Annotated in this window: 19 protein-coding genes; 7 read left to right on the forward strand and 12 right to left on the reverse strand. The window is 69.2% G+C overall.

Features of this window, described 5'->3' with window-relative positions:
- The first annotated feature begins 43 nt into the window (after window positions 1-43).
- Entirely contained in the window at window positions 44-874 is an 831-nt protein-coding gene (locus tag ASG51_RS25265; RefSeq protein ID WP_056382887.1) for a CpsD/CapB family tyrosine-protein kinase, read from the forward strand.
- Window positions 875-1,253: 379 nt separating this feature from the next.
- A complete protein-coding gene (locus ASG51_RS21180; protein WP_056274893.1) occupies window positions 1,254-3,839 on the forward strand; it encodes a hypothetical protein in 2,586 nt (861 codons plus the stop codon).
- 38 nt (window positions 3,840-3,877) lie between these two features.
- Here ASG51_RS21180 and ASG51_RS24405 read toward each other — a convergent pair whose 3' ends face one another.
- Window positions 3,878-4,039: a hypothetical protein gene (locus ASG51_RS24405; RefSeq protein ID WP_156394260.1), complete on the reverse strand. Its 162-nt coding sequence runs from the start codon at window positions 4,037-4,039 to the stop codon at window positions 3,878-3,880.
- A 585-nt stretch (window positions 4,040-4,624) separates the two neighbouring features.
- Between ASG51_RS24405 and ASG51_RS21185 the strand changes: the two genes are divergently transcribed.
- From ASG51_RS21185 to ASG51_RS21195, 3 genes are all read left to right on the forward strand, one after another.
- Window positions 4,625-6,001, forward strand: coding sequence for an O-antigen ligase family protein (locus ASG51_RS21185; protein WP_156389810.1), 1,377 nt, complete (start codon window positions 4,625-4,627; stop codon window positions 5,999-6,001).
- A gap of 51 nt (window positions 6,002-6,052) precedes the next feature.
- A complete protein-coding gene (locus ASG51_RS21190; RefSeq protein ID WP_056382891.1) occupies window positions 6,053-7,258 on the forward strand; it encodes an acyltransferase in 1,206 nt (401 codons plus the stop codon).
- A 1,394-nt stretch (window positions 7,259-8,652) separates the two neighbouring features.
- On the forward strand, window positions 8,653-9,513 hold the full coding sequence (locus ASG51_RS21195; RefSeq protein ID WP_244472574.1) for an SGNH/GDSL hydrolase family protein: 861 nt from the start codon (window positions 8,653-8,655) through the stop codon (window positions 9,511-9,513).
- A 144-nt stretch (window positions 9,514-9,657) separates the two neighbouring features.
- On the opposite strand, the gene ASG51_RS21200 is transcribed toward ASG51_RS21195, so the two are convergent.
- From ASG51_RS21200 to ASG51_RS21240, 9 genes are all read right to left on the reverse strand, one after another.
- A complete protein-coding gene (locus ASG51_RS21200) occupies window positions 9,658-10,470 on the reverse strand; it encodes an MBL fold metallo-hydrolase (RefSeq protein WP_056382893.1) in 813 nt (270 codons plus the stop codon).
- A gap of 72 nt (window positions 10,471-10,542) precedes the next feature.
- Window positions 10,543-11,322: a TatD family hydrolase gene (locus ASG51_RS21205; RefSeq protein WP_056383011.1), complete on the reverse strand. Its 780-nt coding sequence runs from the start codon at window positions 11,320-11,322 to the stop codon at window positions 10,543-10,545.
- A gap of 74 nt (window positions 11,323-11,396) precedes the next feature.
- Window positions 11,397-12,971 carry a methionine--tRNA ligase gene (metG, locus tag ASG51_RS21210; protein ID WP_056274901.1) on the reverse strand — a complete coding sequence of 525 codons (1,575 nt, stop codon included), beginning with the start codon at window positions 12,969-12,971 and terminating at the stop codon, window positions 11,397-11,399.
- Between the two features lie 91 nt (window positions 12,972-13,062).
- Window positions 13,063-14,127 (reverse strand): DNA polymerase III subunit delta', encoded by a 1,065-nt coding sequence (locus ASG51_RS21215; RefSeq protein WP_056222243.1) that lies wholly within the window; start codon window positions 14,125-14,127, stop codon window positions 13,063-13,065.
- Window positions 14,117-14,848 (reverse strand): dTMP kinase, encoded by a 732-nt coding sequence (gene tmk / locus ASG51_RS21220; RefSeq protein ID WP_056222144.1) that lies wholly within the window; start codon window positions 14,846-14,848, stop codon window positions 14,117-14,119. The genes ASG51_RS21215 and tmk overlap by 11 nt, the downstream gene beginning before the upstream one ends.
- Window positions 14,845-16,071 (reverse strand): D-alanyl-D-alanine carboxypeptidase family protein, encoded by a 1,227-nt coding sequence (locus tag ASG51_RS21225; RefSeq protein ID WP_056222141.1) that lies wholly within the window; start codon window positions 16,069-16,071, stop codon window positions 14,845-14,847. Before ASG51_RS21225 ends, tmk begins: the two co-directional genes overlap by 4 nt.
- 169 nt (window positions 16,072-16,240) lie before the next feature.
- Complete coding sequence (locus ASG51_RS21230) at window positions 16,241-17,803, reverse strand: septal ring lytic transglycosylase RlpA family protein (protein ID WP_056382894.1); 1,563 nt, start codon at window positions 17,801-17,803, stop codon at window positions 16,241-16,243.
- Between the two features lie 369 nt (window positions 17,804-18,172).
- Window positions 18,173-18,499 (reverse strand): ribbon-helix-helix domain-containing protein, encoded by a 327-nt coding sequence (locus ASG51_RS21235; protein ID WP_056382897.1) that lies wholly within the window; start codon window positions 18,497-18,499, stop codon window positions 18,173-18,175.
- A complete protein-coding gene (locus ASG51_RS21240) occupies window positions 18,483-19,121 on the reverse strand; it encodes a ParA family protein (protein WP_056222129.1) in 639 nt (212 codons plus the stop codon). The genes ASG51_RS21235 and ASG51_RS21240 overlap by 17 nt, the downstream gene beginning before the upstream one ends.
- A 345-nt stretch (window positions 19,122-19,466) precedes the next feature.
- Here ASG51_RS21240 and ASG51_RS21245 point away from each other — a divergent pair, with 345 nt between their 5' ends.
- Window positions 19,467-20,057 (forward strand): PAS domain-containing protein, encoded by a 591-nt coding sequence (locus ASG51_RS21245; RefSeq protein ID WP_244479754.1) that lies wholly within the window; start codon window positions 19,467-19,469, stop codon window positions 20,055-20,057.
- Between the two features lie 33 nt (window positions 20,058-20,090).
- Here the strand turns inward: ASG51_RS21245 and ASG51_RS21250 are convergent, their stop codons facing one another.
- Both ASG51_RS21250 and cobF read right to left on the reverse strand, forming a co-directional pair.
- Window positions 20,091-21,368 (reverse strand): hypothetical protein, encoded by a 1,278-nt coding sequence (locus tag ASG51_RS21250; protein WP_056382899.1) that lies wholly within the window; start codon window positions 21,366-21,368, stop codon window positions 20,091-20,093.
- A 243-nt stretch (window positions 21,369-21,611) separates the two neighbouring features.
- Window positions 21,612-22,382 (reverse strand): precorrin-6A synthase (deacetylating), encoded by a 771-nt coding sequence (gene cobF, locus ASG51_RS21255; RefSeq protein WP_056222122.1) that lies wholly within the window; start codon window positions 22,380-22,382, stop codon window positions 21,612-21,614.
- A gap of 251 nt (window positions 22,383-22,633) precedes the next feature.
- Here cobF and ASG51_RS21260 point away from each other — a divergent pair, with 251 nt between their 5' ends.
- Window positions 22,634-23,062, forward strand: a complete 429-nt coding sequence (locus tag ASG51_RS21260; protein WP_056274911.1) for a hypothetical protein — start codon at window positions 22,634-22,636, stop codon at window positions 23,060-23,062.
- Window positions 23,063-23,126 lie beyond the last annotated feature (64 nt).

A 23,126-nucleotide genomic window follows, 5' to 3' on the forward strand; every position in this document is an offset into this window, starting at 1 on the left:
CAGAGCTTCCCGATGACCGMTGGGCTTGGGGGCGGGCTGCCTGATGGCCGTGGCCCGCGAGGCCTTCTCGCGGCGCCTGCGGTTCCGACGTCAGGTCGAGACGGCCCTCGGCGTGCCCTGCCTCGGCTTTCTCCCGAACGTCGCGCGCGCCGAACCGGCCGCCCTCCACCCGCGCGGCCTGCGCGCGGCCATCGGCGGCTTCGGCCTCGAGACCCTGCGCAGCACCAAGGTCCGGATCGACCTGCGCCGGCAGGACCGGCCCGTGGTCATCGGCGTCGTCTCTGCCGCCATCGGCGAAGGCAAGAGCGTGGTCGCCAGCAGCCTCGCCCAGCTCTGTGCCCAGTCCGGCGCGCCCACGATCCTGGTGGATGCCAACATCCGCCACCCCTCATTGTCGGACCTGCTGGCCTCTGGACGCGAGGCCGGCCTCGCCGAGGTCGTGGCACAGACCGCCCCGATCGCGGCCGCCCTCCGCCCGACCCGGGAGCCGGGCCTGTTCTTCCTGCCGTGCTTCGGCAAGGCCGCGCCGGACCAGCCCGGCGCGATGCTGACGGCCGAGACCCTGCGGTTTCTGTTCGAGAGCCTCAAGACGCAGTACCAGTACGTCGTGGTCGAGCTGCCGGCCATCGGTGCCGTCGCCGATGCCGGTGCGGTCGCCGACCTCATCGACGGCTTCCTCATGGTGGTGCAGTGGGACCACACCCAGACCTACACGCTCGACGACGCCGTCCGCAGCAACCCGGAGATCCGCGACAAGCTGGTGGGCAGCGTGATGAACCGCGCCGACCTCAAGCGCCTCGTCGAACTCGGAGAATCCTCCGTCGTGCCGTCCGCAGCAACCCGGAGATCCGCGACAAGCTGGTGGGCAGCGTGATGAACCGCGCCGACCTCAAGCGCCTCGTCGAACTCGGAGAATCCTCCGTCGTACACAGCGCCGCCTACCATGGGTGAGCCGGCCGATCCGCCCTTCGGGCTGTCCGCCGCTCCAAGCTAGCCTCAGCGCAGTCCGAACGGCGTCTCCGTCCTGATCGATGCCGGCCGCGCGGGCCTCCACGATGCGGACGCTGCAGGTTCGGGCGTTGCCCAGCCCCTCATCGAACGCGGCGATCTCCGATCGTTCCGACGGCTCTGGGCCACAGCGGTTCCGGATGATCCGGCAGAACCGGCGGGCAGGATCGACATCCTGGCCGTCTCGGTCTCCTGCAGAACGCCCGCGACCACCGCAACGGTTTCCCGATCGAGGTTGTCCCGTCATGACGCATACCCGCCGCAGCCTTCTCGTTGGCTTCTCGCTCTTCGGCCTGATGGCAGATGCCCACGCGCGCTCCGTCATTCGACCCGAGAACGCGAACGTCACGCCGCCAGCCTCGTCCGTACTGGCCGTTTCGGTCGGCGCGCTGACCGCATCGGGCGTCGTGATCCAGCAGCTTCCGGCGGGCACGGCGTTCGTCCCCGGCACGGGGCCGGCGGATTACTTCGCGATCGACGCGCGCGGGACGCTGTCGGTTTCGAAGGCCGGAGACTCCGCCAACCTGGGGTCCGGGACCTACGATCTGCCGGTGCAGGGCGGCGGAACCTACTATTCCGCGATCCGGGTCACGGTCGAAGCCGACACCTTCGACGTCGACACGGACGCCGCGTTCACCGCCGCCGAGGCCGCGACCGCGTCGTCTCTCACGACGGACTGGACGATTGCCCTTCCGCCCGGGGTGTGGCTCGGGGCGCGCGCGTTCACCCGGAAGTACGACGGCACGCTCGACAACCCGAATTTCGGCATCGGCGCGGCCAACCTCATCGCCAGGACGAGGACGCTCGATCGGAATGCCAAGGCGACGGCGCGCGGCGGGTCGCTGACAGTGAAATCCCGTGGCGACCGGACCTCTGGGTTCGCCGCCGCCAACAGGGCGACGGGCGCCTTCGGACCCTTGGTCCTGGAGAGGATCGACCATCGCCTGGTCCCGAACGTCGATGCCTACAATGCCAAGTTCACGAACGTCGCGACCCCGTTCATCTGGACCCCGACCGTAGATGCCCAGGGCGCCGTCACAGGCGTCGCCTCGGTGCAGCAGGTCGGCGTCGGCTACCTCGCCAGCCCCCATGAGCGTCGGGCCTACGTTTCGAAGAAGGTCGGCAACACACCGGTCACGATCTCCCAGGGGAGCCCGGCCGTCATCGGCTGGACCCAGCACGGGCTCGCGGCCAACACGGCTGTCACCTTCAACAGTGCCGGCCAGATCCCGGACGTGAAAAGCACGCTGCCGGCCGGCATCCGCGCCAGCGTGAACTACTATGTGAAGACGGTTCTCGACGCGAACGCGTTCACGATCTCCGCAACGGTCGGCGGGGCGGCGATCGCGACGACGTCGGCCGGCTCCGGGACCTTCCTCGCCAGCGCCGGTATCGGCTTCGAGGGCTGGTTCGACGTAGATGACGATGGACGGCTCACGACCGAGTCACCGCTGACCATCGTGACCGCCGGCAGCGGTCACACGCCCGCCACCGCATTCAGTCACTATCCTCTCAGCGAGACGACGCAGCGAGCCCTCTGCCAGTCGAACAATCTCGCCTCCCGTGCGACCCAGTTCCAGGTCCTGGCCGATTCCTCCGGCAACGTCGGAGACATCGCGTTCAACGGCTGCGGCTTCGGAACGGGTTCCTCCGGGGCATCCGATGTCCGCGTGCTGACGGGGGCGTTCATCCGGAACGCCAACAGGGCGTATTTCCACGATTGCGTCGTGAACGGCTACTTCGTGGCCTTCGACATCGGGTTCGCCAACGACTGTGAGATCGCCCGCACCTTCGCGGTGCGCGGCTCGAACGACTTTATCGACGAATACCCGGCCGTCGCGTCCTCGAACCTGTCTGCATCCCAGATCGCGAACGGGTCGAGGGTTCGCATCTATGGCAATGGCGTCACCCGGATGCTCGACATCCACGAGCATTCGAACGAGCATGCCGACTTCCATCAGGTCGCCGCGCCGAACGACATCCCGAAGGTTCGCGACTTCTGCGTTGTCGGAAACTACCTCTGGGGAGCCGCCTCGATCCGCTCCTTCTCCAACCAGGGCGAGATGAACTCGCTCATGGGTGACCTCGATCAGCGCCAGTACATCGCCGGCAACTTCATGTTGTTCAACACTCCGAACGGCGCGCAGCTTGCGAATGCGCGATCCGTCGCGACAGCGCAGTACGCGTTCAACACCCTCATCCGCTTCATGAGCGAATCCATCGACGATCGCGGCTATGCGAACGGCTTCAACGGAAGCGTCGAGCCCTGGGTGAGGTACCGGGGTGCCTATTCTGCGGCCCTGGCCTACGCACTCGGTCAGGTCGTCCTCTACAACGGCGGGTACTATCAGGTGTCCGCATCCGCCGGAGCTCCGGCCGGCAACCGACCGGATACGGCAGGATCCACCGTCTGGGTCGCTTGGTCAGGCTTCGAGATGGATATCAGCGGCAATATTCTCGGGGCGATCTGGGAGCATGCAACGCTCGGCGGGACGATCCGCGCAGCGGATCCGACCACGCCGGATGGCTTCATCACGGCGCAGAACGGGTCCGCGGCCTATTCCGGCGTGCCCTTCCGCTACAGGGCACAGAACAACGCCTATGTGAACGCCTACACGCCGAACGGCGGCAGCGGGACCAGCTATCCGGAGGTGTTCTCCGGCGGGACCGCGTTCTTCGAGACTTTCGACCCACAGACCGGCTTCAACGGCTACGGCCACAAGGTCCGACAGAGCGCCCTGGCGGAAATGATCGCCGACATCGACGCGGCCTTCACTCCGAAGCCCGGCACGATCGCCGCTGGGCGCGGCCACACCGCGCTCCCCGCCTGATCCAGACCCCATGCCTCCTCGGCGAGGACCTCTCCTGGTCACGGGGTCCGGGCCTTATACGATGAGACTGCCGCCTGGTGTGACGGACCGATGTCGACGCCCTTCAGGATGATCGTCCCGGTGTCGACGCGACCCGCGCCGATGCTGCCGCCGGTGCCGTCGTGATCCAAGATGTTCACCGCGCGATCGCTGTCGCGCACGAGGGTGTCGTGTGCGGAACGTCCTCTCCACGAGCGCGCGCTGGCCTGAGGATGCGAACCGCGCCGTCTGCGATTGCCCCGTTCCTGTCTACGCCAGCCGCCGTCACTCCGACGTCCGCGGTCGCTTCCAAGTCAAGGAGCCGTCACTCCGACGGTAGAACCGTAACATGAGATTGAGGTCTTGAGTGTCCGCGGCGCACGACTGAGATCTCGATCGAGAACAACCAAACTCTTCAGACGGAGGAGGTTTACCGGGGTCCGATGGACGGACAGAACGGAGATTTTTCACAAAAACCCGAGTTTTTCGCTGACATATAAGCAGAAAATCTCCCGGTATGCGGCGGTCAGCTTACAGAGACACGACCTCAACGGAGGCAGTCTTCATCACATCAATCAATGAAGAAAGACGCCCATTTCTGCTCTGACCCAAATAAAACCTTGCAATCTCGCACGCGCTGAAGTTCAACTCGGGTTGTTGCGTCGAAAGGCCGCAAAAACGATGATATCCAGTATGTTACTTAAATCATCTACAGGTTTTGCTTTTCCTTCCAAATCGCTGGGCACGCACCGAATGAGCACGTCAACGTGAAAGCGACCAAGGCGGCACGGGACTTGAAGCCATCCTCGTTCGGCCGAGAACACGCGCTGCGGGGGGATTGGCGGAACACCCTGAGACAGGGACGGACAGCACGAAATTGGCAATCGCCCGTGACCTATGCCGCCAACCTCCGGGGGGCAAGGGCTGTCAGGCTGATCTATCCAGGCTGTTTCGTCATTCCCTCCAGCATGATTCTTCCTTTGGCAAACGCACTGTCGTTTGCACGCGTGCTCTTAATACTTGCAACGACTTTTGCGGTCCGAGAGATTTTCTACAAAATCAGAGGCAACGGCTATGCCCTGGTGGTCTCTGACATCATCGTCATTGCACTTTGCAGTTGGATGCTTGTGGCGCTGTATTACAACACCGGCGCCAAAGCTCTCGGCGGTATCGGCGCCGTCTCTGCGATCGAGTTCGTGTTTGCCTACCTGATTGGCAGAACGGTTTTCGGTACAATAGAAACCTATTATTTGTTTGTGTCCGCGTTGAGGGTTGTCGTATCGGCGCTTTGTCTATGGGCAATGACCGATATTATTTCAGGCGTCAACATTGTCTTCAAGATTGGCCAAGTCCTCACGGGCGGAACCTCAGCAATCGAGTTCACATCTTACAGGTTCGGGCTGATCCGTGCGCAAGGAGCGATCGAACATCCGATCTTGATGGGTACATTCTTCGCAATGTGCTTCGTGATTTTTCTACATTCGACTTTGAGCCATATTCAAAAACTCATTTGGTGCTTTGTTTCGTTGTTCGGTATGGGCTTGGCGCTCTCGTCTGCGCCGTTTCTCTCATGTGCCCTGTCCATCCTGCTTTATCTATACTACCGCGCCTTCGATCAAAAACCCTGGCGGTTCACGCTCTTAATGCTGGTATCGCTCTACAGCCTGTTTCTGATCTATTTCTTGGCTGACGATCCTGTTCGCGTGATGATCGATCATCTCACGCTGGACCCGCAAACGGGACTTTACCGGCTTCAAATCTGGCGGTGGGGTCTGGTGAATGTACGCTCTGCCCCCTTCTTCGGTATTGGTCTCGCCGATTGGATCAGAGGTGACGAAATGTCGGCGACGATTGATTCCCTCTGGTTGGTTCAGACGGTTCGGTATGGCATTCCGAGATCCGTCCTACTTGCTTTAGCATTGCTGTCCACGGGCATCACGGTTGCCGTCGGCCGACTGCGGCCCCTCGGGGCCGAAATCGAAGACGCGCGACGCGGTTTGGCGATCTGCATCTTTTTGTATGCGTTCGCTGCATTTACTGTCCATATCTGGGGATACAACTGGATTTTTCTAGCGTCTTTGTTGGGCATACGAGCGGGCCTGACCGAGTCCCAGTGCCGAATGAGATCTTATACGTCGGCATAGGTCAGACATACGATCAAAGATCCCCCGCTTCTCGGTTGTGTAAACGCACTCATGTCAACCTCCTACGCCATCATCATCGTGCTCCTGAGCGTCCTGGCTCTCTGCGCTGCGATCTCTGTCGCGAAACTGTTCGTGCTGATTGGTTTTGAATTGCCCAAGCGACCGCGCGGAGCCAGCAGTCTTGATGGACTTCGAGGATTCCTGGCTCTTGCGGTGGTTTTCCATCATTTTGTGATTTGGCTCAATAGTTATCACCTGAACATCGGCTGGCGCCCACCGGCCATCCATTTCTTCAATCAGCTTGGCTCAACGGGAGTCGCGATTTTCTTCATGATTACTGGATATCTCTTCTATCCTGTTATCCTGAAAGGTTTTTTTGAGACCGCTTGGCTACCCCTGTATCTCAAGCGTTTTTTTCGCATCATTCCACTGGTTGCTTTGTCTCTGATCGTTGTGTGCCTCGTTATTGGATATGAACGAAGCACGACTTTGAGTCGAAATGACCTTGTTCCCCTGTCTCATTGGTTGGCCGCCTGGTCGCAGCCGCCCCTGATGGGTTACCAGGACAGCGGGCGCGTCAATGCCTATGTTTTCTGGTCGCTGAAGTATGAATGGATCTTCTACTTTTCGATTTTGCCAGTCTGTGCGTTGATGATGAGTTTCTGGTCTGTCCGGTATCCGACGTGGATCTTGCCGGGAGCACTCCTCCTCGTTTCGCTTTCCCTCAGCGCATTCAGCTTCTCCGGCATCGCGTTCCGGTTTTTCCCGCTCTTCTTCATCGGCATGATCGCGCACGAATGTTCGATCCGCCCCTCGATTGCTGACAAACTCGCATCATCCAGGGTTGCCTTTGGATCGTTGCTCCTGCTGTTGACCGGTATGTTTCTGTTCCCCTACGCAGAAGGAACCGCCCTGATCTTTACAGGGCAGTTCTTTATCATTGTCGCGTGCGGAAATAACTTATTCGGTTCACTCAGTACTTCTTCGTCCCGCCTGTTAGGCGAAATATCCTTTGGAATCTATCTTTTCCACGGTATCGTATTTTATGTTTTCATGAAAAATAAGGACTTGAGCTTTAATTACTTAGATCTGGACCCCGTCTTTTCGCTGATCCCCCTTATCGTTCTGGTCGTTGTGATTGGCATCTTGGCAAATATGTTCGTGGAAAAGGTGTTTATTCAATGGGGCCGCGCCGTGTCCGATCTGCGGCCCCTTAAGATATCGCTCGGTTTCCGCGATAAAAACGGTCAGCTTTGAGTCACGCCAAGTCTCGAAATCTCACCCCGGGAGCGCTTTTACTTTGGGCCGAATCGGGTTGGAGGGGTTCACAGGGCGGCTGTCCGGACCTCGACCCGCTGCAGAGTGAGCACAACCGAGTCCGCTCTCGTCGTCTGCCCCCACTCCATCGTCGGCTCCTCCGGTCCAATCCGATCTCCTCATCAGCCCGGTCCAGAGCCGGCCGGTCACAACGAAGGGGGAGGGGATCGGCGCCACTTCGGGAGACGCTCTTCGGGCTTTGGCCCTCGACCTGCAGGGTCGGCTTGCCCTTCGCCTGGTCACGCGAGACGTGCGAGAAGAACGACGACGCCTTGGACGGTGCGCGCACCCATGTGCGGGGTGACCTGCTTCCACAGCGCCACGGTCGAGTGCTGTCGGCCGCCGCGGTCTGGATCGCGTCGCGGGCCACGCCCTTGCGGCGGCTGGCCTCCGCGGCCCCGGCCGGATCGAGGCGGGAACAGACCCGGTCGGGGAGGGCAATGCCAAGGCGGTCTTCGGCGCCAGATCGTCCGCCTCGGCACGCTGCCGGCCCGCGGCGACCGCCTGCGCGTCGGCAGGCTCGGGCGAGCGGCCCACGAGGTCGCCGGTATGGCGCTGCTGCAGAAAGTCAGCAGCCCGGGGCGTTCATCGCAGGAGCCGCCGAACGGGGAGGGCGCCTGGCCGAGATTCACCCGCCGAGAGGATCGTCCGCTCGATGACGCGGAACGGGCCTGTGAGGATACCCCTGGCAGCCGGGTTGTAGGTCGTCGCTCGGATCAGCGCCCTGCCCCGGCCGAAACCCTTGCAGTCCAGGCCGGCGAGCTCCAGGGCAGCCGGCCGGACCGAAGCCGTCCTCGGAGCTGGTGTCGAGGTCGCACTTCGGCAGCGTCCGGACGTCCTCAGCCGGCTGTGCCGGCTTCGTCTCAGCTCTGAGGGCGTCCCAGACCGTCTTGGCCCGCCGACGGGTCGGATCGTCCCGGCGATGGCACGGGAATGGGGTAGGGGCGCTCCATCGGCGTTCCGCAGCGCCTCGTTTCGGTGGCGGGCCTGTCGCCGCCATCGACGGCGACAGGCCCGCCGCGAACCTCGCTCGCCCGCCCCACACCCCCCGATTCAGGCCGGGAAACACCGTTCGCATAAGATATATTATGGAACCAGAACCCGTCGGACCGGGGCAGGGGCCTCCTGCGACGAAGGGTTCACCCATTCCCGACACCGCGTATTCATGCAATCTCCACACGGGCGATTCACGTCGTTGCCAGTTCTTGGGCGCGCAGCGACCGCCAGGGGTGCTAAACCGCTGGCGGATGTCACAATTCCTCCTCATAATACATGATACCGGGCACCAGCCGAGCGGATGCCCGTCCGAATCGATCCTCTCCGAAGCGAATGCGATGCCGATCCTTGCACGCCCCTCCGCTGCCCTGAGCCTGGTCCTGCTGGCCGTCGGATCCGTTTCGCTCGCCACCGGCGCGCCGGCGCGCGCGCAGGCCGAGCCGCAGCGCACCGCCCTGGTGCAGCCGCCCCAGGCCGCGGCGATGGAGACGGCCCGACCGATCGTCCGGACGGCGATCCCGCGCCGGGCGCTGGCCCGCCTGCCCCGTCTCGCCGGCCTGATCGCCCAAGGCCAGGCCGTCCGCATCGTGGCCTTCGGCTCGTCCTCGACCGAGGGCTCCGGCGCCTCCTCGCCGGCCACCACCTACCCGGCCCAGCTCCAGCGCGACCTCACGGCGCGGCTCGGGGCGATGGGCGCGGAGCATTCCGCCGTCACGGTGCTGAACCGGGGCAAGGGCGGCGACGATTCCGAGGCCATGGCCCGGCGGCTGGAGCGCGACGTGCTCGCCGACAAGCCGGACCTCGTGATCTGGCAGACTGGCAGCAACGACCCGATGAGCGGCGTCAGCGTCGCGCGCTTCGCCGAACTCACCCGCGCCGGCATCCTCGCCATGCGGGCCACCGGTGCCGACGTGGTCCTGATGGACCAGCAATGGTGCAAGAAGCTCTCGACCACCGCCGGGGCCGAGGCCTACGGCGCCGCCCTGCACGCCATCGCCACCGAGCTCAACGTGCCGGTGATCCGCCGCAACGCGATGATGCGCGCCTGGGCCGCCCAGGGGCTCCTGTCCCCGACCCAGATGATCGGTCCCGACGGCCTGCACATGACCGATGCGGGCTACGACCGCCTGGCCCGCGCCGCCACGGCGCAGCTCCTGGCCAATGCGGGCCTGCCGCAGGACGCCGGCACCCAGAACTGAGCCGAGGAGGGGATCGGGGGAGGCGGCGGACCGCCCTCCTCCCGGGAGTCCGTCCGGTTCATCCTGGCCGAGACGGACTGGCGATTCCTCGTCTCGCCGTTCGTCTTCTCGGGAGAACCGGTTTCCCCCGACCCCGGACGAACGCTAGAGATCCAGCGTGACGCTCAGCCCGTCATGGGCCGGCACGACGTTCGGCGGCAGCTTGGCGCTCAGCGTGGCGTAGTCGAGATCCGTGTGCAGGTTGGTCAGGATGGCCCGGCGCGGCCGCACCGTCTCGATCAGCGCCAGGGCATCCGAGACCGAGTAATGCGTCGGGTGCGGGGTGTCCCGCAGGGCATCGATGATCAGCAGGTCGAGGCCGTGCAGCCGCGCCTGCGACGCCGCCGGCATCAGGCTGACGTCGGGCGCGTAGGCCGCCGGGCCGAAGCGGAAGCCGAGGGCCGCCTCGTTGCCGTGCTCCAGGCCGAAGGGCAGGGCCGTGATCGCCCCGCCCGGCCCCTCCACCATCGTCGATTCCCCGTCCGCCAGGTCGTGCATGTCGAGGATCGGCGGATACTCGCTGCCGGGGGGCGTCTCGAAGCAGTAGCCGAACCGCGCCTCCAGCAGGCGGCGCGTGCGGGCGTCGGCGAAGACCGGGATGCGCCGGCGCATGTGGATGACCAGGGGCCGCACGTCGTCGATGCCGTGGGTGTGGTCGGCATGGGCATGGGTGAACAGCACCGCGTCGAGGCGCTGGACCGCCGCGCCGAGCAGCTGCTCGCGCAGGTCCGGCGAGGTGTCGACGAGGAGGGTGGTGGCGGCTCCTGCCGGGTCGCCGTCCTGCCGCTCCACCAGGAGCGAGCAGCGCCGGCGCCGGTTCCGCGCCTCCTGCGGGTCGCAGGCGCCCCAGCCGTAGCCCACGCGGGGCACGCCCCCGGACGAGCCGCAGCCGAGGATCGTCAATCGCAATGCGCCCATCGGCACCTCCGCCCCCGTTGGTATCGGAGGGGGCGGGGGCCTGTCACGCCCGATCCGAGCCCCCTGCCCGGCTCAGGCCGCGGCCTTGTGGAACAGGCGGTGGAAATTGGCCGTCGTCAGCGCGGCGAAGTCCGAAAACTCCATCTCGAGGGTCTGGGCGAGGGCGCGGGCGGTGTCCGCCGTGTAGGCCGGCTCGTTGGTGCGGCCGCGATGGGGCTCGGGCGCCAGGAAGGGCGCGTCGGTCTCCACCAGGAGGCGGTCGCGCGGCACCGACCGGGCGATCGCCCGCAGGTCGTGGGAGCGCCGGAAGGTGACGATGCCGGAGAAGGACACGCAGAAGCCGAGCTCGACGCCGACCTCGGCCAGGCGCGCCCCCGACGAGAAGCAGTGCAGGACGGCCGTGAAGGCGCCGCGCCCCATCTCGTCGACGAGGATCGCCTCCATCTCCGCATCGGCGTCGCGGGAATGGATCACCAGCGGCAGGCCGGTCTCGCGGGCGGCCGCGATGTGGCGGCGGAAGACCCGCTCCTGCACCGCCTCGGGGGCGGCGTTGTCGTAGTGGAAGTCGAGGCCCGCCTCGCCGATGCCGATGCAGCGGGGATGGTGCGTGCGCGCCACGATGGCCTCGGTCGGCACGTCGGGCTCATCGCCCGCCCCGTCCGGGTGGGTGCCGATGGTGTGCCAGATCTCGGGGTTGGCCTCCGACAGGGCTTCGTAGGTCCGGGCCTTGGCGATCCGCGTGGAGATCGTGACCATCCGGGTCACCCCGGCCGCGCAGGCGCGGGCGAGGACGTTGGGCAGATCCTCCGAAAAATTCGGAAAATCGAGGTGGCAGTGGCTGTCGACCAGCATGAGGCGAGGCTCGGAAAACGGTGGGGTGGGCAAGATGCCGTCGGACGAGACGCCGTCGGACGAGACGCCGTCGTTCACGCCGAAGACGCCTCCGGCTCCACGAAGCGCGGGAACAGGCCGACGGGGGCGGGGAGCGGCGTCCCCGGCACGAGGCGACCGCCCTCCCCCACATCGGCCAGCTGGCGCCGGTCCGCCGGCACGGCCAGGAGGTCGAGGAGCCGGGCGCCGGAGCCCGGCATGAAGGGCTGCACCAGGATGCCGATGGCCCGCAGGGTCTCGGCCACGACGGAGAGCGCCGCCGCCATCCGGGCCGGATCGGATTTGCGCAGGACCCAGGGCTTCTGCGCGTCGAAGTAGCGGTCGGCGGCGGTGATCACGGCCCAGATCTCGGCCAGCGCCGTGTGGAGGGCGAGCCGGTCCATGGCCGCCCGCACGGTGGCGGGCAAGGCGTCGGCCAGGGCCAGCAGGGCGCGGTCGTCCTCCGTGAGGACGCCGGGCTCGGGAACCGTGCCGCCGAGGTTCTTGGCGATCATCGAGAGGGAGCGCTGGGCGAGGTTGCCCAGCCCGTTGGAGAGGTCCGCCGTGTAGCGGGTGATGATCGCCTCGTGGCTGTAATTGCCGTCGCCGCCGAAGGGCACCTCGCGCAGCACGAAGTGGCGCACCGCGTCGACCCCGTAGGTCGCGATCAGGTCCATCGGGTCGACGACGTTGCCCAGCGACTTCGACATCTTCTCGCCCTTGGAGAGCAGGAAGCCGTGGCCGAAGACGCGCTTGGGCAGCGGCAGCCCCGCCGACATCAGGAAGGCCGGCCAGTACACCGCGTGGAAGCGGACGATGTCCTTGCCGATGACGTGCAGGTCCATCGGCCAGAACTTCGTCCGCGCGTCGGCCTGGTCGGGAAAGCCCGTGACGGTGAGGTAGTTCGTCAGGGCGTCGACCCAGACGTACATGACGTGGTCGGGGTGCCCGGGCACCGGCACGCCCCAGTCGAAATTCGTGCGGCTGACCGAGAAGTCCTTGAGGCCGGAGCGCACGAAGCTCGCCACCTCGTTGCGCCGGGTCTCGGGGCCGATGAAGTCGGGCTCGGCCTCGTAGAGGGCGAGGAGCCGATCCTGGTAGGCCGAGAGCCGGAACAGGAAGTTCTCCTCCTCCATCCAGGTCACCGGCGTGCCGGTGGCCTTGGCCACGGGGACGCCGTCGGGTCCGGTCTCGAGTTCGTCCTCGGCGTAGTAGGCCTCGTCGCGCACCGAGTACCAGCCGGCATATTTCGACAGGTAGAGGTCGCCGTTGGCCTCCATCCGGCGCCACAACTCCTGGGCGGCCGCGTAATGGTCGGGCTCGGTGGTGCGGATGAAGCGGTCGTGGCTGCAATCCAGGGCCTCGGCCATGGCACGGAAGCGCGCGGACATGGCGTCGACGAGGTCCCGCGGGGTGATCCCGGCCTTGGCCGCCGTCTGCTGGATCTTGACGCCGTGCTCGTCGGTGCCGGTGGAGAACAACACCTCGTAGCCGTCGAGGCGCTTGAAGCGGGCGATCGCGTCCGTGGCGATCACCTCGTAGGCATGGCCGATATGCGGCGCGCCGTTGGGATAGGAGATCGCGGTGGAGAGACCGAAGGTCTTCGCGGTTGCCGGGTCGGTGGCGGTCACGTCGAGGGGTTCCCCGGATACAGGGTTCACAGGATCAGGCCCCGGAATCGGGTCCCGGGATCACAGGACGGCGGGAGACGACCAGGCCCCGTCAGGCGGCGTCGCGGAGCGCGCCCGCCAGGTCGCCGAACAGGGACAGGACCAGCGGCCGGCGGTCGAGATTGTAGGTCGCGGCCTCCCGCGCGGCGCGGGCGATCTTGTCACACACCTCGACCAGGGCCGCAAGGCGGGCGGGCGGCGCGTGCCGGCGCCGGTCGAGCTCGGCCGAGACGAAGCGGAACACCGTGTCGAGGCTGGCCGCGAAGAGGTCGTCGGAGTCCCGCCCGCTGAGCTTCTCGGCCAGGGCCAGGATGCGGCGCCAGTCCGGGTGGTCGAGGCGGGCCAGCAGGGTCTCGACCTCCGCGACGAGGCTGGCCCGGGCGGGATCGAGCAGGGCGACGGCCTCGGCGACCGAGCCCTCCGAGAGCTGCGCCGCCCGGGCGAGCGCCTCGGGGCCAGGCTGCACGAAGGGCGGCGCGAAGCCGCCGATCACCCGCGCCACCTCGGCCTCCGCGAGGGGGCGCAGGGTCAGGGCCCGGCAGCGCGAGCGGATGGTCGGCAGGAGCCGGCCCGGCGCGTGGCTGACGATGAGGAACAGGCAGCGGGGCGGGGGCTCCTCCACCATCTTCAGGAGCGCATTGGCGCTGTTGGCGTTGAGGTCCTCGGCGCTGTCGACGATGCAGATGCGGTAGCCCGCATTGCCCGCGGTGGAGCCGAACAGCGCGAGGGCGCCGCGGGCCGCATCCACCGAGATCCGGGTCGCCAGGGTCTTGGCCTGGGGGGCCCGGGTCCGGCGCAGGGCCACGAGGTTGGGATGTGACAGGGCCGCGACCTGGCGCGCCGCCGGATGGTCCGGGTCGACGGCGAGACTCGCGGGCGCCCCCTGCGCCGCCGGATGGGCGATGAGCCAGCGGGCGACCCGGTAGGCCAGCGTCGCCTTGCCGATGCCGCGCGGGCCGCCGATGAGCCAGGCATGGTGCAGGCGCCCCGAGGCGATCGCCGCGACGAAGGCGGCCTCCGCCTCGGCATGGCCGACGAGATCGCTCTGCTCGCGCGGGCGCGGGACTTCCGTCAGGTCTCCGGGCTCGACGTCCTCGGGGGCGCGCTCAGGCCGCATCGCCGTGCTCCGTCCCGGGGCGGTCGTCGCTCCGGCCATGGCCGGCCCGCGCGGGCAGCAGCCCGGGCAGGCGCTCGGCCACCACGGCGCGGATCGCGGCCTCGACGGCATCGGCGGGCAGGGCGGCGTTGACGACGGCGCAGCGTCCGGGCTCCGCCGCCGCGATGGCGCGGAAGGCCGTGCGCAGGCGGGCATGGAAGGCCAGGGCCTCGGCCTCGAAGCGGTCGACCGCGCCCTCGGCACCCGCGGCGCGGCGCGCTTGCGCGCGGGCGAGCCCGAGCTCCGGCTCGCAGTCGAGGATCAGGGTCAGGTCGGGCCGGGTCGGGCCGACGACGACGCCCTCGAGGGCGACCAGCACATCCGGGTCCAGGCCGCCGGCCGCGCCCTGGTAGGCCCGGGTCGAATCGGCGAAGCGGTCGCAGAGCACGATCTCGCCCCGCCCCAGCGCCGGGCGGATCAGGGTGTCGAGGTGGTCGATCCGGGCGGCGGAGAACAGCAGGGCCTCGGCGAAGGGGCCGTAGGGCTTGGCCAGGCCCGCGAGCAGCGCCTCGCGGATCCGCTCGGCCTTGGGCGAGCCGCCGGGCTCGCGCGTCGTCAGCACGGGGCGGCCGGATTCGGCACGCAGATGCGCGGCGAGGCGGCGGATCTGCGTGGACTTGCCGGCCCCCTCCCCGCCCTCGAAGGTGATGAAGGTCCCTCCCCCCGTCCCGGGCGCCGTCACGATTTCGCGCCGGCCTTCTCGAACGCCTTGCGGAACAGGCCGGTGCCGACCTCCCAGGCCGCGTCGAGGGCCCGCTGCGGGAGCGTGCCGGCCTCCACCGTGTCGCCGGCATAGAGCGGCTGGTCGAGGGCCTGGGTGTCGCCGCGGGTGATGCGCAGGCGGCCGATCTCGCGCCCCTGCTCGACCGGGGCGACCAGGGGGCCCTGATAGACCACCCGGGCGGTGATCTTGTCGCCGGAGCCCCGCGGCAGCAGCACCCGCACGGCCTTCTTGGCGACGAGGGGCACGCTGCCCGCCGCGCCGCCGTAGACGGAGGCCTCCGCCACGGTCTCACCGGCGGTGAAGACCTGGCGCGGCTCGAAGGCGCGGAAGCCCCACTCCATCAGCTTGCGCGATTCCGCCGCCCGGTCTCGGGCGGTCTTCAGCCCGCTCACCACCATGATCAGGCGCTGCCCGTTCTGCACCGCCGAGCCGGTGAGGCCGTAGCCGGATTCCTCGAGGTAGCCGGTCTTCAGCCCGTCGGCGCCGAGATCGAGCGTCAGCAGCGGGTTGCGGTTCTGCTGCTTGATCTTGTTCCAGGTGAACTCGCGCTCGGCGAAGATCTTGTACAGGTCCGGGTAGGTCTCGATCAGGTGCAGGGCGAGCTTGGCGAGATCGCGGGCGGTCACCTTCTGGTCGGGGGCCGAGTAGCCGGTCGCGTTGCGGAAGGTCGAGCGCGTCAGGCCGATCTCCCGCGCCCGCGCCGTCATCATCCGCCCGAAATTCTCCTCCGAGCCGGCGATGCCCTCGCCGATGGCGATGGCCGCGTCGTTGCCCGACTGCACGATGAGGCCGCGCAGCAGGTCGGACAGCTTGATGCGGCTGTTGAGCTGAGCGAACATCGAGGAGCCGCCGCCCCCCGCTCCGCCCCGGCGCCAGGCGTCCTCGGTGATCTGGAACTCCGAGTCCATGGTCAGCCGGCCCTGCCGGATCTCGTTGAACACGATCTCGGTGGTCATCAGCTTGGCCATGCTGGCCGGGGAGAAGAGCTCGTCGGCCCCCTTCTCGAACAGCACCGAGCCGGAATCGGCATCGATCAGGATCGCGTGGGGCGCCGCCGTCTGGAAGCTCTGGGCCAGGGCGGAGCCCGCCGCGAACAGGCTCAGCGCCGCGGCCAGGACCAGCCCCGACACCGCCGCGCGGCCCGCTCCGTTCCGACCCGCGAGGAGCTCTCTCACACTCATACCCTGTCTCACGCCCTGCCTCACGCCGCCCCGTGCATCGCCCCCACGATCAAGCGTGACGTTACAGGTATTTGGCGCCGAGATCGAACCCAAATCACGTGTGGGTCCCCTCGCGCGTCGATGGGTCCCGACGGCCGCGGACGCGCCGCATGCCGCCTCGGCGGGCGTCTCAGCGGGCCTCGGCGAACTGGGCGCGGGTCCGGGCCGGCGCCTTGGCGGCGAGAGCCGTTCGCGCCGCGGGGGTCGCCTTGGCCGGGGGCGTCCCCTGGGCCAGACCGGCGGCCTTGCCGGCAGGCTTGCCGACCGGACCGGCCTTGGCGACCGCGATGGGCTTGGCGACCGCGACGGGCTTGGCGACCGCGACGGGCTTGGCGACCGCGACGGCCTTGGGCGCCGCCTTGACCTCCGAAGCCATCCTGGCCTCCGAACCGGTCCTGGCCTCCGAACCGGTCCTGGCGACCGCCATCCGGGCGACACCGGGCTGGTGGCCCGATCTCGGTCCGGCGGCCGACAGCCCGGCGGGAGCCGTCCGGGATGCGGGCGCCGGGGTCGCGGCGGCGAAGCGGGCGGTGGCGGCGCGGGGATCGCTCCTGGCCGGCGCCCCGCCGGCCTGGGCGACCGTCGCGAGCCCCTGCCCCAGCCCCTGGCCCTGGCCCTTGCCGGCCGGCGACGCGGCGGCGAGGCGGCTCGCGGTCGCGTGCGGCTCGGGCCGCGCCCCGGCGAGCCGCAGGGGCGGCGGGGTCAGGCTGAGGGGCGCGGGCCGGGCGGCGGCCAGGGTCTGGTGCGGCTCGGACGGGCTGTGCCGCACGGGCCGGAACCCCTCGGCCCGCAGAGCCGTCGGCTGCAGCGCGGCCGGGACCGCGACGGTGGCGGCGCTCGCCACCAGGATGGGGGCGGGCTTGGCCGGACGGGGCGCCGGCGCCGCCTCGGTCGCGGCGACCGGGGCGGCCTCGGCCGCGGGCTGGTCGTCGGCCTCCTTGAAGGCCAGGGCGGGGCGGCTCGCCCGGGCGAGGCGCTCGGCGGAGACCTGCGCCGTGTCCGGGCCGAGATCGGCCAGCATGACCGGCGAGGGGCCGTTGACGGCGGCGGGCCGGCCGTCGGTGCGCAGAGTGGCGAGGAGCTTGCGGTCGTCGCTGCCGGCGGTGGAGGCCTTGCCGGCATACTCGACGCGGACCCGTGCGGTGCCGCTGCGGCGGAATTCGAGCGCCTCGGCCACCTCCTCGGAGACGTCCATCAGGCGGTTGGCGTGATAGGGGCCGCGATCGTTCACCCGGACGATCATCGAGTGGCCGTTGGCGAGGTTGGTGACGCGGGCGTAGCTCGGCAGCGGCAGGGTCGGGTGCGCCGCGGCGATGGAGTGGCGGTCGAACACCTCGCCGTTGGCGGTCATGCGCCCGTGGAAGGCCGAGCCGTACCAGGAGGCCAGGCCCTCGCGGACATAGCCCTTGGCGTCCTCGCGCGGGACGTAGGTGCGCCCGGCCACCACGTAGGGCTTGCCCGAGAAGCGCCGGCCGCCTCCCTTCGGGATCACGTCGCCCTCGTTGTAGAGGCGCGGGCTGGCCTTGACGCCGTATTTCGGATCGAGGCTGGAGCCGGTTCCGGAGGCGCCCGCGAGCTTCTGCGGGGACTGCGCGCAGTTGGCCGTGGTGAGGGCCACGGCCGAGACCGCCAGCAGCCGCCAGAGCGGCAGCGGGGCCGGCCCCGGATGTCCCGGCTTCGTCGTACGCGCCATCGCGATGATCCGCCCCAGCCCCAGCCCCGATCCACAAAACACATTCGAGAGGGACCGCCGGCGGGCGAGAGCAGGACCGGACGAGCCCCCGGGACCGGCGCCCTGCGCCCTTCCCGAGACGGATAAGATTGTCCGAATGCCGTAAAGGAAGGCTGAACGCAGGCCTGTCCCGGCGGGGGGACCGGGCCGGGGCAGGGGCCGCGAGCCCGGACGGAGGCTCAGCCTGAGGATCGTCCGCCAAGCCTTTGCGAGATCGGTGAAAAATCCTGGTCCGATCGATCGCGGCCGCGGGCCGTCACGCACCGCACGAGGCTGATCCGAAACATCGGAAAGCCCCGGCAAGCTCTTGCTGGGGCTCTTCTTTCGTGCTCAGCGCCCGTCCGGCTCGTTGAGCTGGTCGATGGAGCGGGCGCCGCGCTGCTTGAACAGCAGATCCAGGGCCTCGAGCATCAGGCCGTGCATCTTGGCCCGCTCCGCATGGGCGATGTCGCGCAGCTGATCGTAGACCGGCGGCTCCAGGTAGACCGACATCTGACGGGCGCGCTGCTTCAGGGTGGCGGTGGGGCGCCGCAGCGTGGGCGCGCCGGTGTCGAGCTGGACGATTTCGGCGGTCTGCTGGGGGCCCTGGTGGGACTTGCCCGGCGGGGTCGAGGCGGCAACGATGGAGGCGAGACTCAGCTTAGGCGGCTTTGGCATGCTTGCTCACCTGCATGCGCTTCTCGATCCAGCTCCAGAGCTTGCGCACCTCGGAGGCGGCCTGGCCCTTCGGATTGAACTCGGTGACGCCCTGGCCGACGCCGATGGCGTCCTGGTGATCGGTGCGGGCGACGATGTTCACGTCCGGCAGGATGCCCAGCACGGCGAGGCCGTCGGCGGCATCGCGGATGCGGTAGGAGCGGGGCGGGGTCTGGTTCAGCACGAAGGCGAACTTCTTCTCCAGCCGGTAGATCGCCGCGAGCGTCGGCTTGAAGGCGCGCAGGTCCGCCGGGGTCGGGCGGCACGGGATGACGCAGAGATCGGCCGCGCGGATCGCCGAGAGGGTGCCGGCGGAATCGACGCCGGGGGTGTCGATGAAGACGTAGTCGTAGGCGGAGTCGCGCAGCTGGGCCATCACGCCCTCGATCTGCGTCGCGTCGATCTGCGCCACTTCCGGGCCCTCGGCGGTGCGATGGTCGAGCCAGTCGCTGATCGTGGCCTGGCGGTCCATCTCGAGGATGCAGACCGAGAGGCCGCGCTCCTGGGCGGCGACCGCCAGGGAGATGCAGAGCGTGCTCTTGCCGCTGCCCCCCTTCTGGGTGACGAACGTGATGGCTTTCATCCTGGCATCCCTTCGCGAGCGTCGACGAGTTCGGGTGACGGTTGGGGGCGGACGGATCCGGCAGTCTGGATCGCCGGTGGACGGGGCGGTGGCCTTCCGTCCTGTGACCCAAGGATGCTGCGATCCCGGATGTCGCCGATCATGGTTAACCAACGGTTAAGCCCGGCGCGGCGGCGGAGATGTGGACAGGCAATTTCAGGTTGCCGGTCTCGCGTGGAATTCGGCCTGGGACCCTTTTCGCAGCGAATCTTCCGCTCTAGGGTGCTGCACGCCCAGCGCTCTGTGCGGCCGATCAGGCAACCTCAGGTCGTCTGCGCGGATCCGCTCCTGCCGGTGAGGAGACCCATGATGCGATCCCCGCCGCCGGAGTCGGAGGCCGACATTCCCGGGGGCCTGCGGGCGGCCCTCGCCGCCTCGGGCGTGGTCGGCGCCTGGGTGCACGACATCTGGGCGGACCGCCTCGTCGTCTCGGCACCGGTGGCCCGGGCCGTCGGGTGGCCGCCGGAGGCGGGCGCGCGGGGCGTGCCGCTGGCGCGCTTCCTCGCCCGCATCCACGACGCGGACCGCGCGCGGGTCGACAACGCCCTCCACGCGGCGATCGCCCGGGGCGGCGCCTTCGCGGTGGCCTTCCGCACCCGCGGCCCGCGCCGGCTGGACCTGCGCCGGCTGGACCTGCGCGGACGCATCGAGGCCGACGCCGCGGGGACCCCGGCGCGGGCGCGCGGCATCGTCCTCGACCTGGCCGAGGATCGCGCGGACGGCCCCCGGGACCAGCATGCGGTGAACCGGATGGCCGAACACGCCATCGCCCTGCGCGGCCTCGCCGACGATCTCGCCCGGCCCGGCCTGTCGCGGCTCCTCGATCGCCTGATGGTGGAGATCGGCCTCGAGCTCGCCCGCCACCTCCGGGACAGTCCGGACGGCCAGCGGCACTGACACGAAGAGCCCGGATGAGACGAAGGGCCCGGATCAGCGGGGCAGAGCCCTGGCCTCCCGCGTCGGGTGGCCCCGGTGGCTCGCGAGCTCCCGCAGGATCGGCCCGGCTCCGGGCCGTGCCAGGGCCTCGGCGTAGGCCGCGATCAGGCCGGCGCAGTCCCGGGCGATGCGCGTCGTGCGCGCGGGCTCGGCAGCGGGCGCGGCCATCGCCGCGCCCGCCCCCTGCCCGGCCGCCCGGGCGAGCACGGTCGCGGCCGCATCGTCGTCCAGGATGTCCTGCGCCGCCAGGAGGTTGCCCGCTCCGCCGATGCTGAGGCAGACCTGCGGGTCGGCCCGGCGCATCGCCCGCAGGAGAACGCGGCCGGTGGCGACCCAGGTGGCGTCGTCGGCGCCGCGCAGGATGCGGGCGATGGCGCGCGCGGCCCCCGCCCGCAGGCGGTCCAGGGCCGCGCCCTCGGGCAGGCCGGCCCGGTAGCCGTCGAGATAGGCGGCCGCCAGCGCGTCGAGGACGTCGCCCCGCCCCGCGAGGGCGCCCCGCCCCGCGAGGGCGCCGAGGAGCGGCAGCGCGCCCAGGATCGCCGCCCGGGCGCCGGCGGAACTCGGATCGTCGTCGAGGGTGGAATCGGGGAAGCGGTCGGTGTCGACCAGCGCGGTGGCGACCCGCGCCCGGATCAGGCGGGCGGGCTCGGGGATCCACAGGCTGTCGGAGGCCACGGCGAGGGCCTCGGCGGCGAAGGCCGGGTCGACGCCGGCGGCCAGGTAGGCCGCCCGCTCGGCCGAGGCGTCGGCCTGCACCACCTGGCCGAACAGGCCGGGATCGTAGGGGGCATGGAAGCCGAGGCGGCCGTCCGTCACGAGGTAGCGCTCGGCCCCGCGCACGAAGGCCAGGGTGCAGGCGGAGACGCAATAGTCCGGCACGTAGGTGGCAAGGCCCCGGGCGGCGATGAGGTCGCCGATCGCCGTCGCCTCCTCCACGAGGCCGCCCTCGCTGGTGAGATGGATGCGCGTCACCTCCGGATGGATCGCCAGCAGGGCTGCGAGGCGCGCGGCCGTCCCGGCCCCGATCGCCCCGGCGAACCGGATGTCGCGCCCCTCCGGCCCGAGGGCGATGCGCGCCGGGGGCCCGGGCTCCTGCGTGTGGAAGTGGTCCTCCAGGTGCAGGGACAGGGCGGTGTAGGCCGCGCCGAGGGCGGGAAGCGCCCCGGCGGCCGCCAGGACGGCGCAGGCGACCCCGGCGACCAGCACCGCACAGAGCGTCCGCGCGCGCCCCTGCCCTCCGAACCCGTCCGCCCGAACCCCGTGCGCCGCCATCCGCAAGCCCTCCCGATCCTGGCCCGCGACAGTCGTCGTCGCGGCCGGATCGGCCGATTATTGGCCCGGCGAAGTCTCGTGCAAACACCCGGCCAAGTCTCGGACAGTCACGGGTCGCACCAGCTTTGGAGGAAAGGGATTTTTGTTGATGTGTCCCTGCGGCGACGCGGGAGAATCCTCTGTCGGTCGGGCAGGAGGCCGGAGGATCCTTCCGGCGGATGGGCGACCATGTCGCAGGCGGTCTCAGTCCGCGCTGGCCGGCTCGGGCGGGCGCAGGAGATAGGTGTCCATGATCCAGCCGTGCCGGGCGCGGGCGGCCGCGCGGACGGCGCCGATCTCGTCGGCCACGTCGCCGAGGCGGCCCGAGACCAGGATCTCGTCGGCGGTCCCGAGGAAGGCGCCCCAGTAGATGGTCAGGTCCGGGTCGAGATGGTCGAAGCGGGGCCGGCCGTCGAGCATCACCACGGTGGCGTCGCTGCCCGCGGGCAGGCCGCCGGCGATCTGCCGGCCGGTGGTGATGGTGATCGGCCCGCCGATGCGGTTGAGGGGGATGCGGTGGCCGGCCGCGAGCGCCTGGACGCTGGTGATGCCCGGGATCACCCGGACCGCGAGGTCCAGGGTTCGGCGCGCCCGGATGCGGTCGAGGATGCGGAGCGTGCTGTCGTAGAGGGAGGGATCGCCCCAGACCAGGATGGCGCCGCAGCCCTCCGGGCCGAGTTCCGTCGCGATCATCGCCTCGTAGAGCGCCGCGCGCGCGGCGTGCCAGGCCTCGACGGTGGCTCCGTAATCGGACGGATTGCGGTCGCGCTCGGGATCCTGGGCCTCGACGAAGCGGTAGGGCCTGTCCGTGAGATACCGGCTGCAGATCTCCCGGCGCAGGTCGACGAGGTCGGCCTTCGCGCGGCCCTTGTCGAGGGCGAAGACCACGTCGGCGGTGTTGAGGGCGCGGATCGCCTGGATCGTCATGTGCTCGGGGTTGCCGGTGCCGATCCCGATCACCAGGAGAGTTCTCATCGCGCGCCGTCCTCCGCTGCCGCCTGCAGGCGGTGCCGCCTACAGGCGGTGCCGCCCGAAGGCGGAGCCTCCGGGTCGCCCGCTTAGAGCATGCGGCGGGGGAGGGGAACCGGTGCCGCGAGAAACCCCGTGCGTTCCCAGCCTCTTAGGTCGAGCCGGGGTGCCCGCGGGCACGCCCTGCGCGAAAACCGGCCTGTCGTCGCCCGGCGCGGTGTGCTATGTCGGTCGTTGATATGATGCGCGTCCGGCACATGGCACTCTGGCTCGCGGCGGTGATCGTGCTGATCGCCGTCGGCCTCATGCCGTCCGGCGCCGAAGCCCATGCGGGCCATCCGCACGCCGCGGGTGTGGCCGCGACCGCCCCCTCCCCCGCCGTCTCGGCGGAGGCCCGGCTCGGCGGCGAAGACCGGATCCTCCTGCCGCGGGCCGCGATCCGGACCCGCGTGGTGCTGGCCGCCGCCCCGATCAAGGCGCTGAGCACCGGCGCCTGCGACGGCCTCTGCGGCCATGCCGGCTGCCGCAGCTCGAACGCCTGCTGCACCGGGGCCGGGCTCGCCCCGGACAGCGACGCCGTGGCCGGCCCGCGCGGGCCCGGCGACCGCGCCCTGGCACGCGCCCTCCCCGCCCGGACGGACATCGTCCCGGAAACCCTCCCCGAACCGCCTCGATTCGACGCCTGACGCTGCCGCGCGTCCCATGAGGCCCGCGAGACTCCCGATGGAGGCTCGCGGCCGGGACGCCGTT

The organism is Methylobacterium sp. Leaf465, assembly GCF_001424705.1.
GTDB lineage: Bacteria > Pseudomonadota > Alphaproteobacteria > Rhizobiales > Beijerinckiaceae > Methylobacterium.

Bases quoted from the DNA above. Each gene is read 5' to 3' on its own strand.
- ASG51_RS25265 (WP_056382887.1), top strand. From the start codon at position 44: ATGGCCGTGGCCCGCGAGGCCTTCTCGCGGCGCCTGCGGTTCCGACGT.
- ASG51_RS21180 (WP_056274893.1), top strand. From the start codon at position 1,254: ATGACGCATACCCGCCGCAGCCTTCTCGTTGGCTTCTCGCTCTTCGGC.
- ASG51_RS21190 (WP_056382891.1), top strand. From the start codon at position 6,053: ATGTCAACCTCCTACGCCATCATCATCGTGCTCCTGAGCGTCCTGGCT.
- ASG51_RS21195 (WP_244472574.1), top strand. From the start codon at position 8,653: ATGCCGATCCTTGCACGCCCCTCCGCTGCCCTGAGCCTGGTCCTGCTG.
- ASG51_RS21200 (WP_056382893.1), bottom strand. From the start codon at position 10,470: ATGGGCGCATTGCGATTGACGATCCTCGGCTGCGGCTCGTCCGGGGGC.
- ASG51_RS21205 (WP_056383011.1), bottom strand. From the start codon at position 11,322: ATGCTGGTCGACAGCCACTGCCACCTCGATTTTCCGAATTTTTCGGAG.
- ASG51_RS21215 (WP_056222243.1), bottom strand. From the start codon at position 14,127: ATGCGGCCTGAGCGCGCCCCCGAGGACGTCGAGCCCGGAGACCTGACG.
- ASG51_RS21225 (WP_056222141.1), bottom strand. From the start codon at position 16,071: ATGAGTGTGAGAGAGCTCCTCGCGGGTCGGAACGGAGCGGGCCGCGCG.
- ASG51_RS21230 (WP_056382894.1), bottom strand. From the start codon at position 17,803: ATGGCGCGTACGACGAAGCCGGGACATCCGGGGCCGGCCCCGCTGCCG.
- ASG51_RS21235 (WP_056382897.1), bottom strand. From the start codon at position 18,499: ATGCCAAAGCCGCCTAAGCTGAGTCTCGCCTCCATCGTTGCCGCCTCG.
- ASG51_RS21240 (WP_056222129.1), bottom strand. From the start codon at position 19,121: ATGAAAGCCATCACGTTCGTCACCCAGAAGGGGGGCAGCGGCAAGAGC.
- ASG51_RS21245 (WP_244479754.1), top strand. From the start codon at position 19,467: ATGATGCGATCCCCGCCGCCGGAGTCGGAGGCCGACATTCCCGGGGGC.
- ASG51_RS21250 (WP_056382899.1), bottom strand. From the start codon at position 21,368: ATGGCGGCGCACGGGGTTCGGGCGGACGGGTTCGGAGGGCAGGGGCGC.
- cobF (WP_056222122.1), bottom strand. From the start codon at position 22,382: ATGAGAACTCTCCTGGTGATCGGGATCGGCACCGGCAACCCCGAGCAC.
- ASG51_RS21260 (WP_056274911.1), top strand. From the start codon at position 22,634: ATGGCACTCTGGCTCGCGGCGGTGATCGTGCTGATCGCCGTCGGCCTC.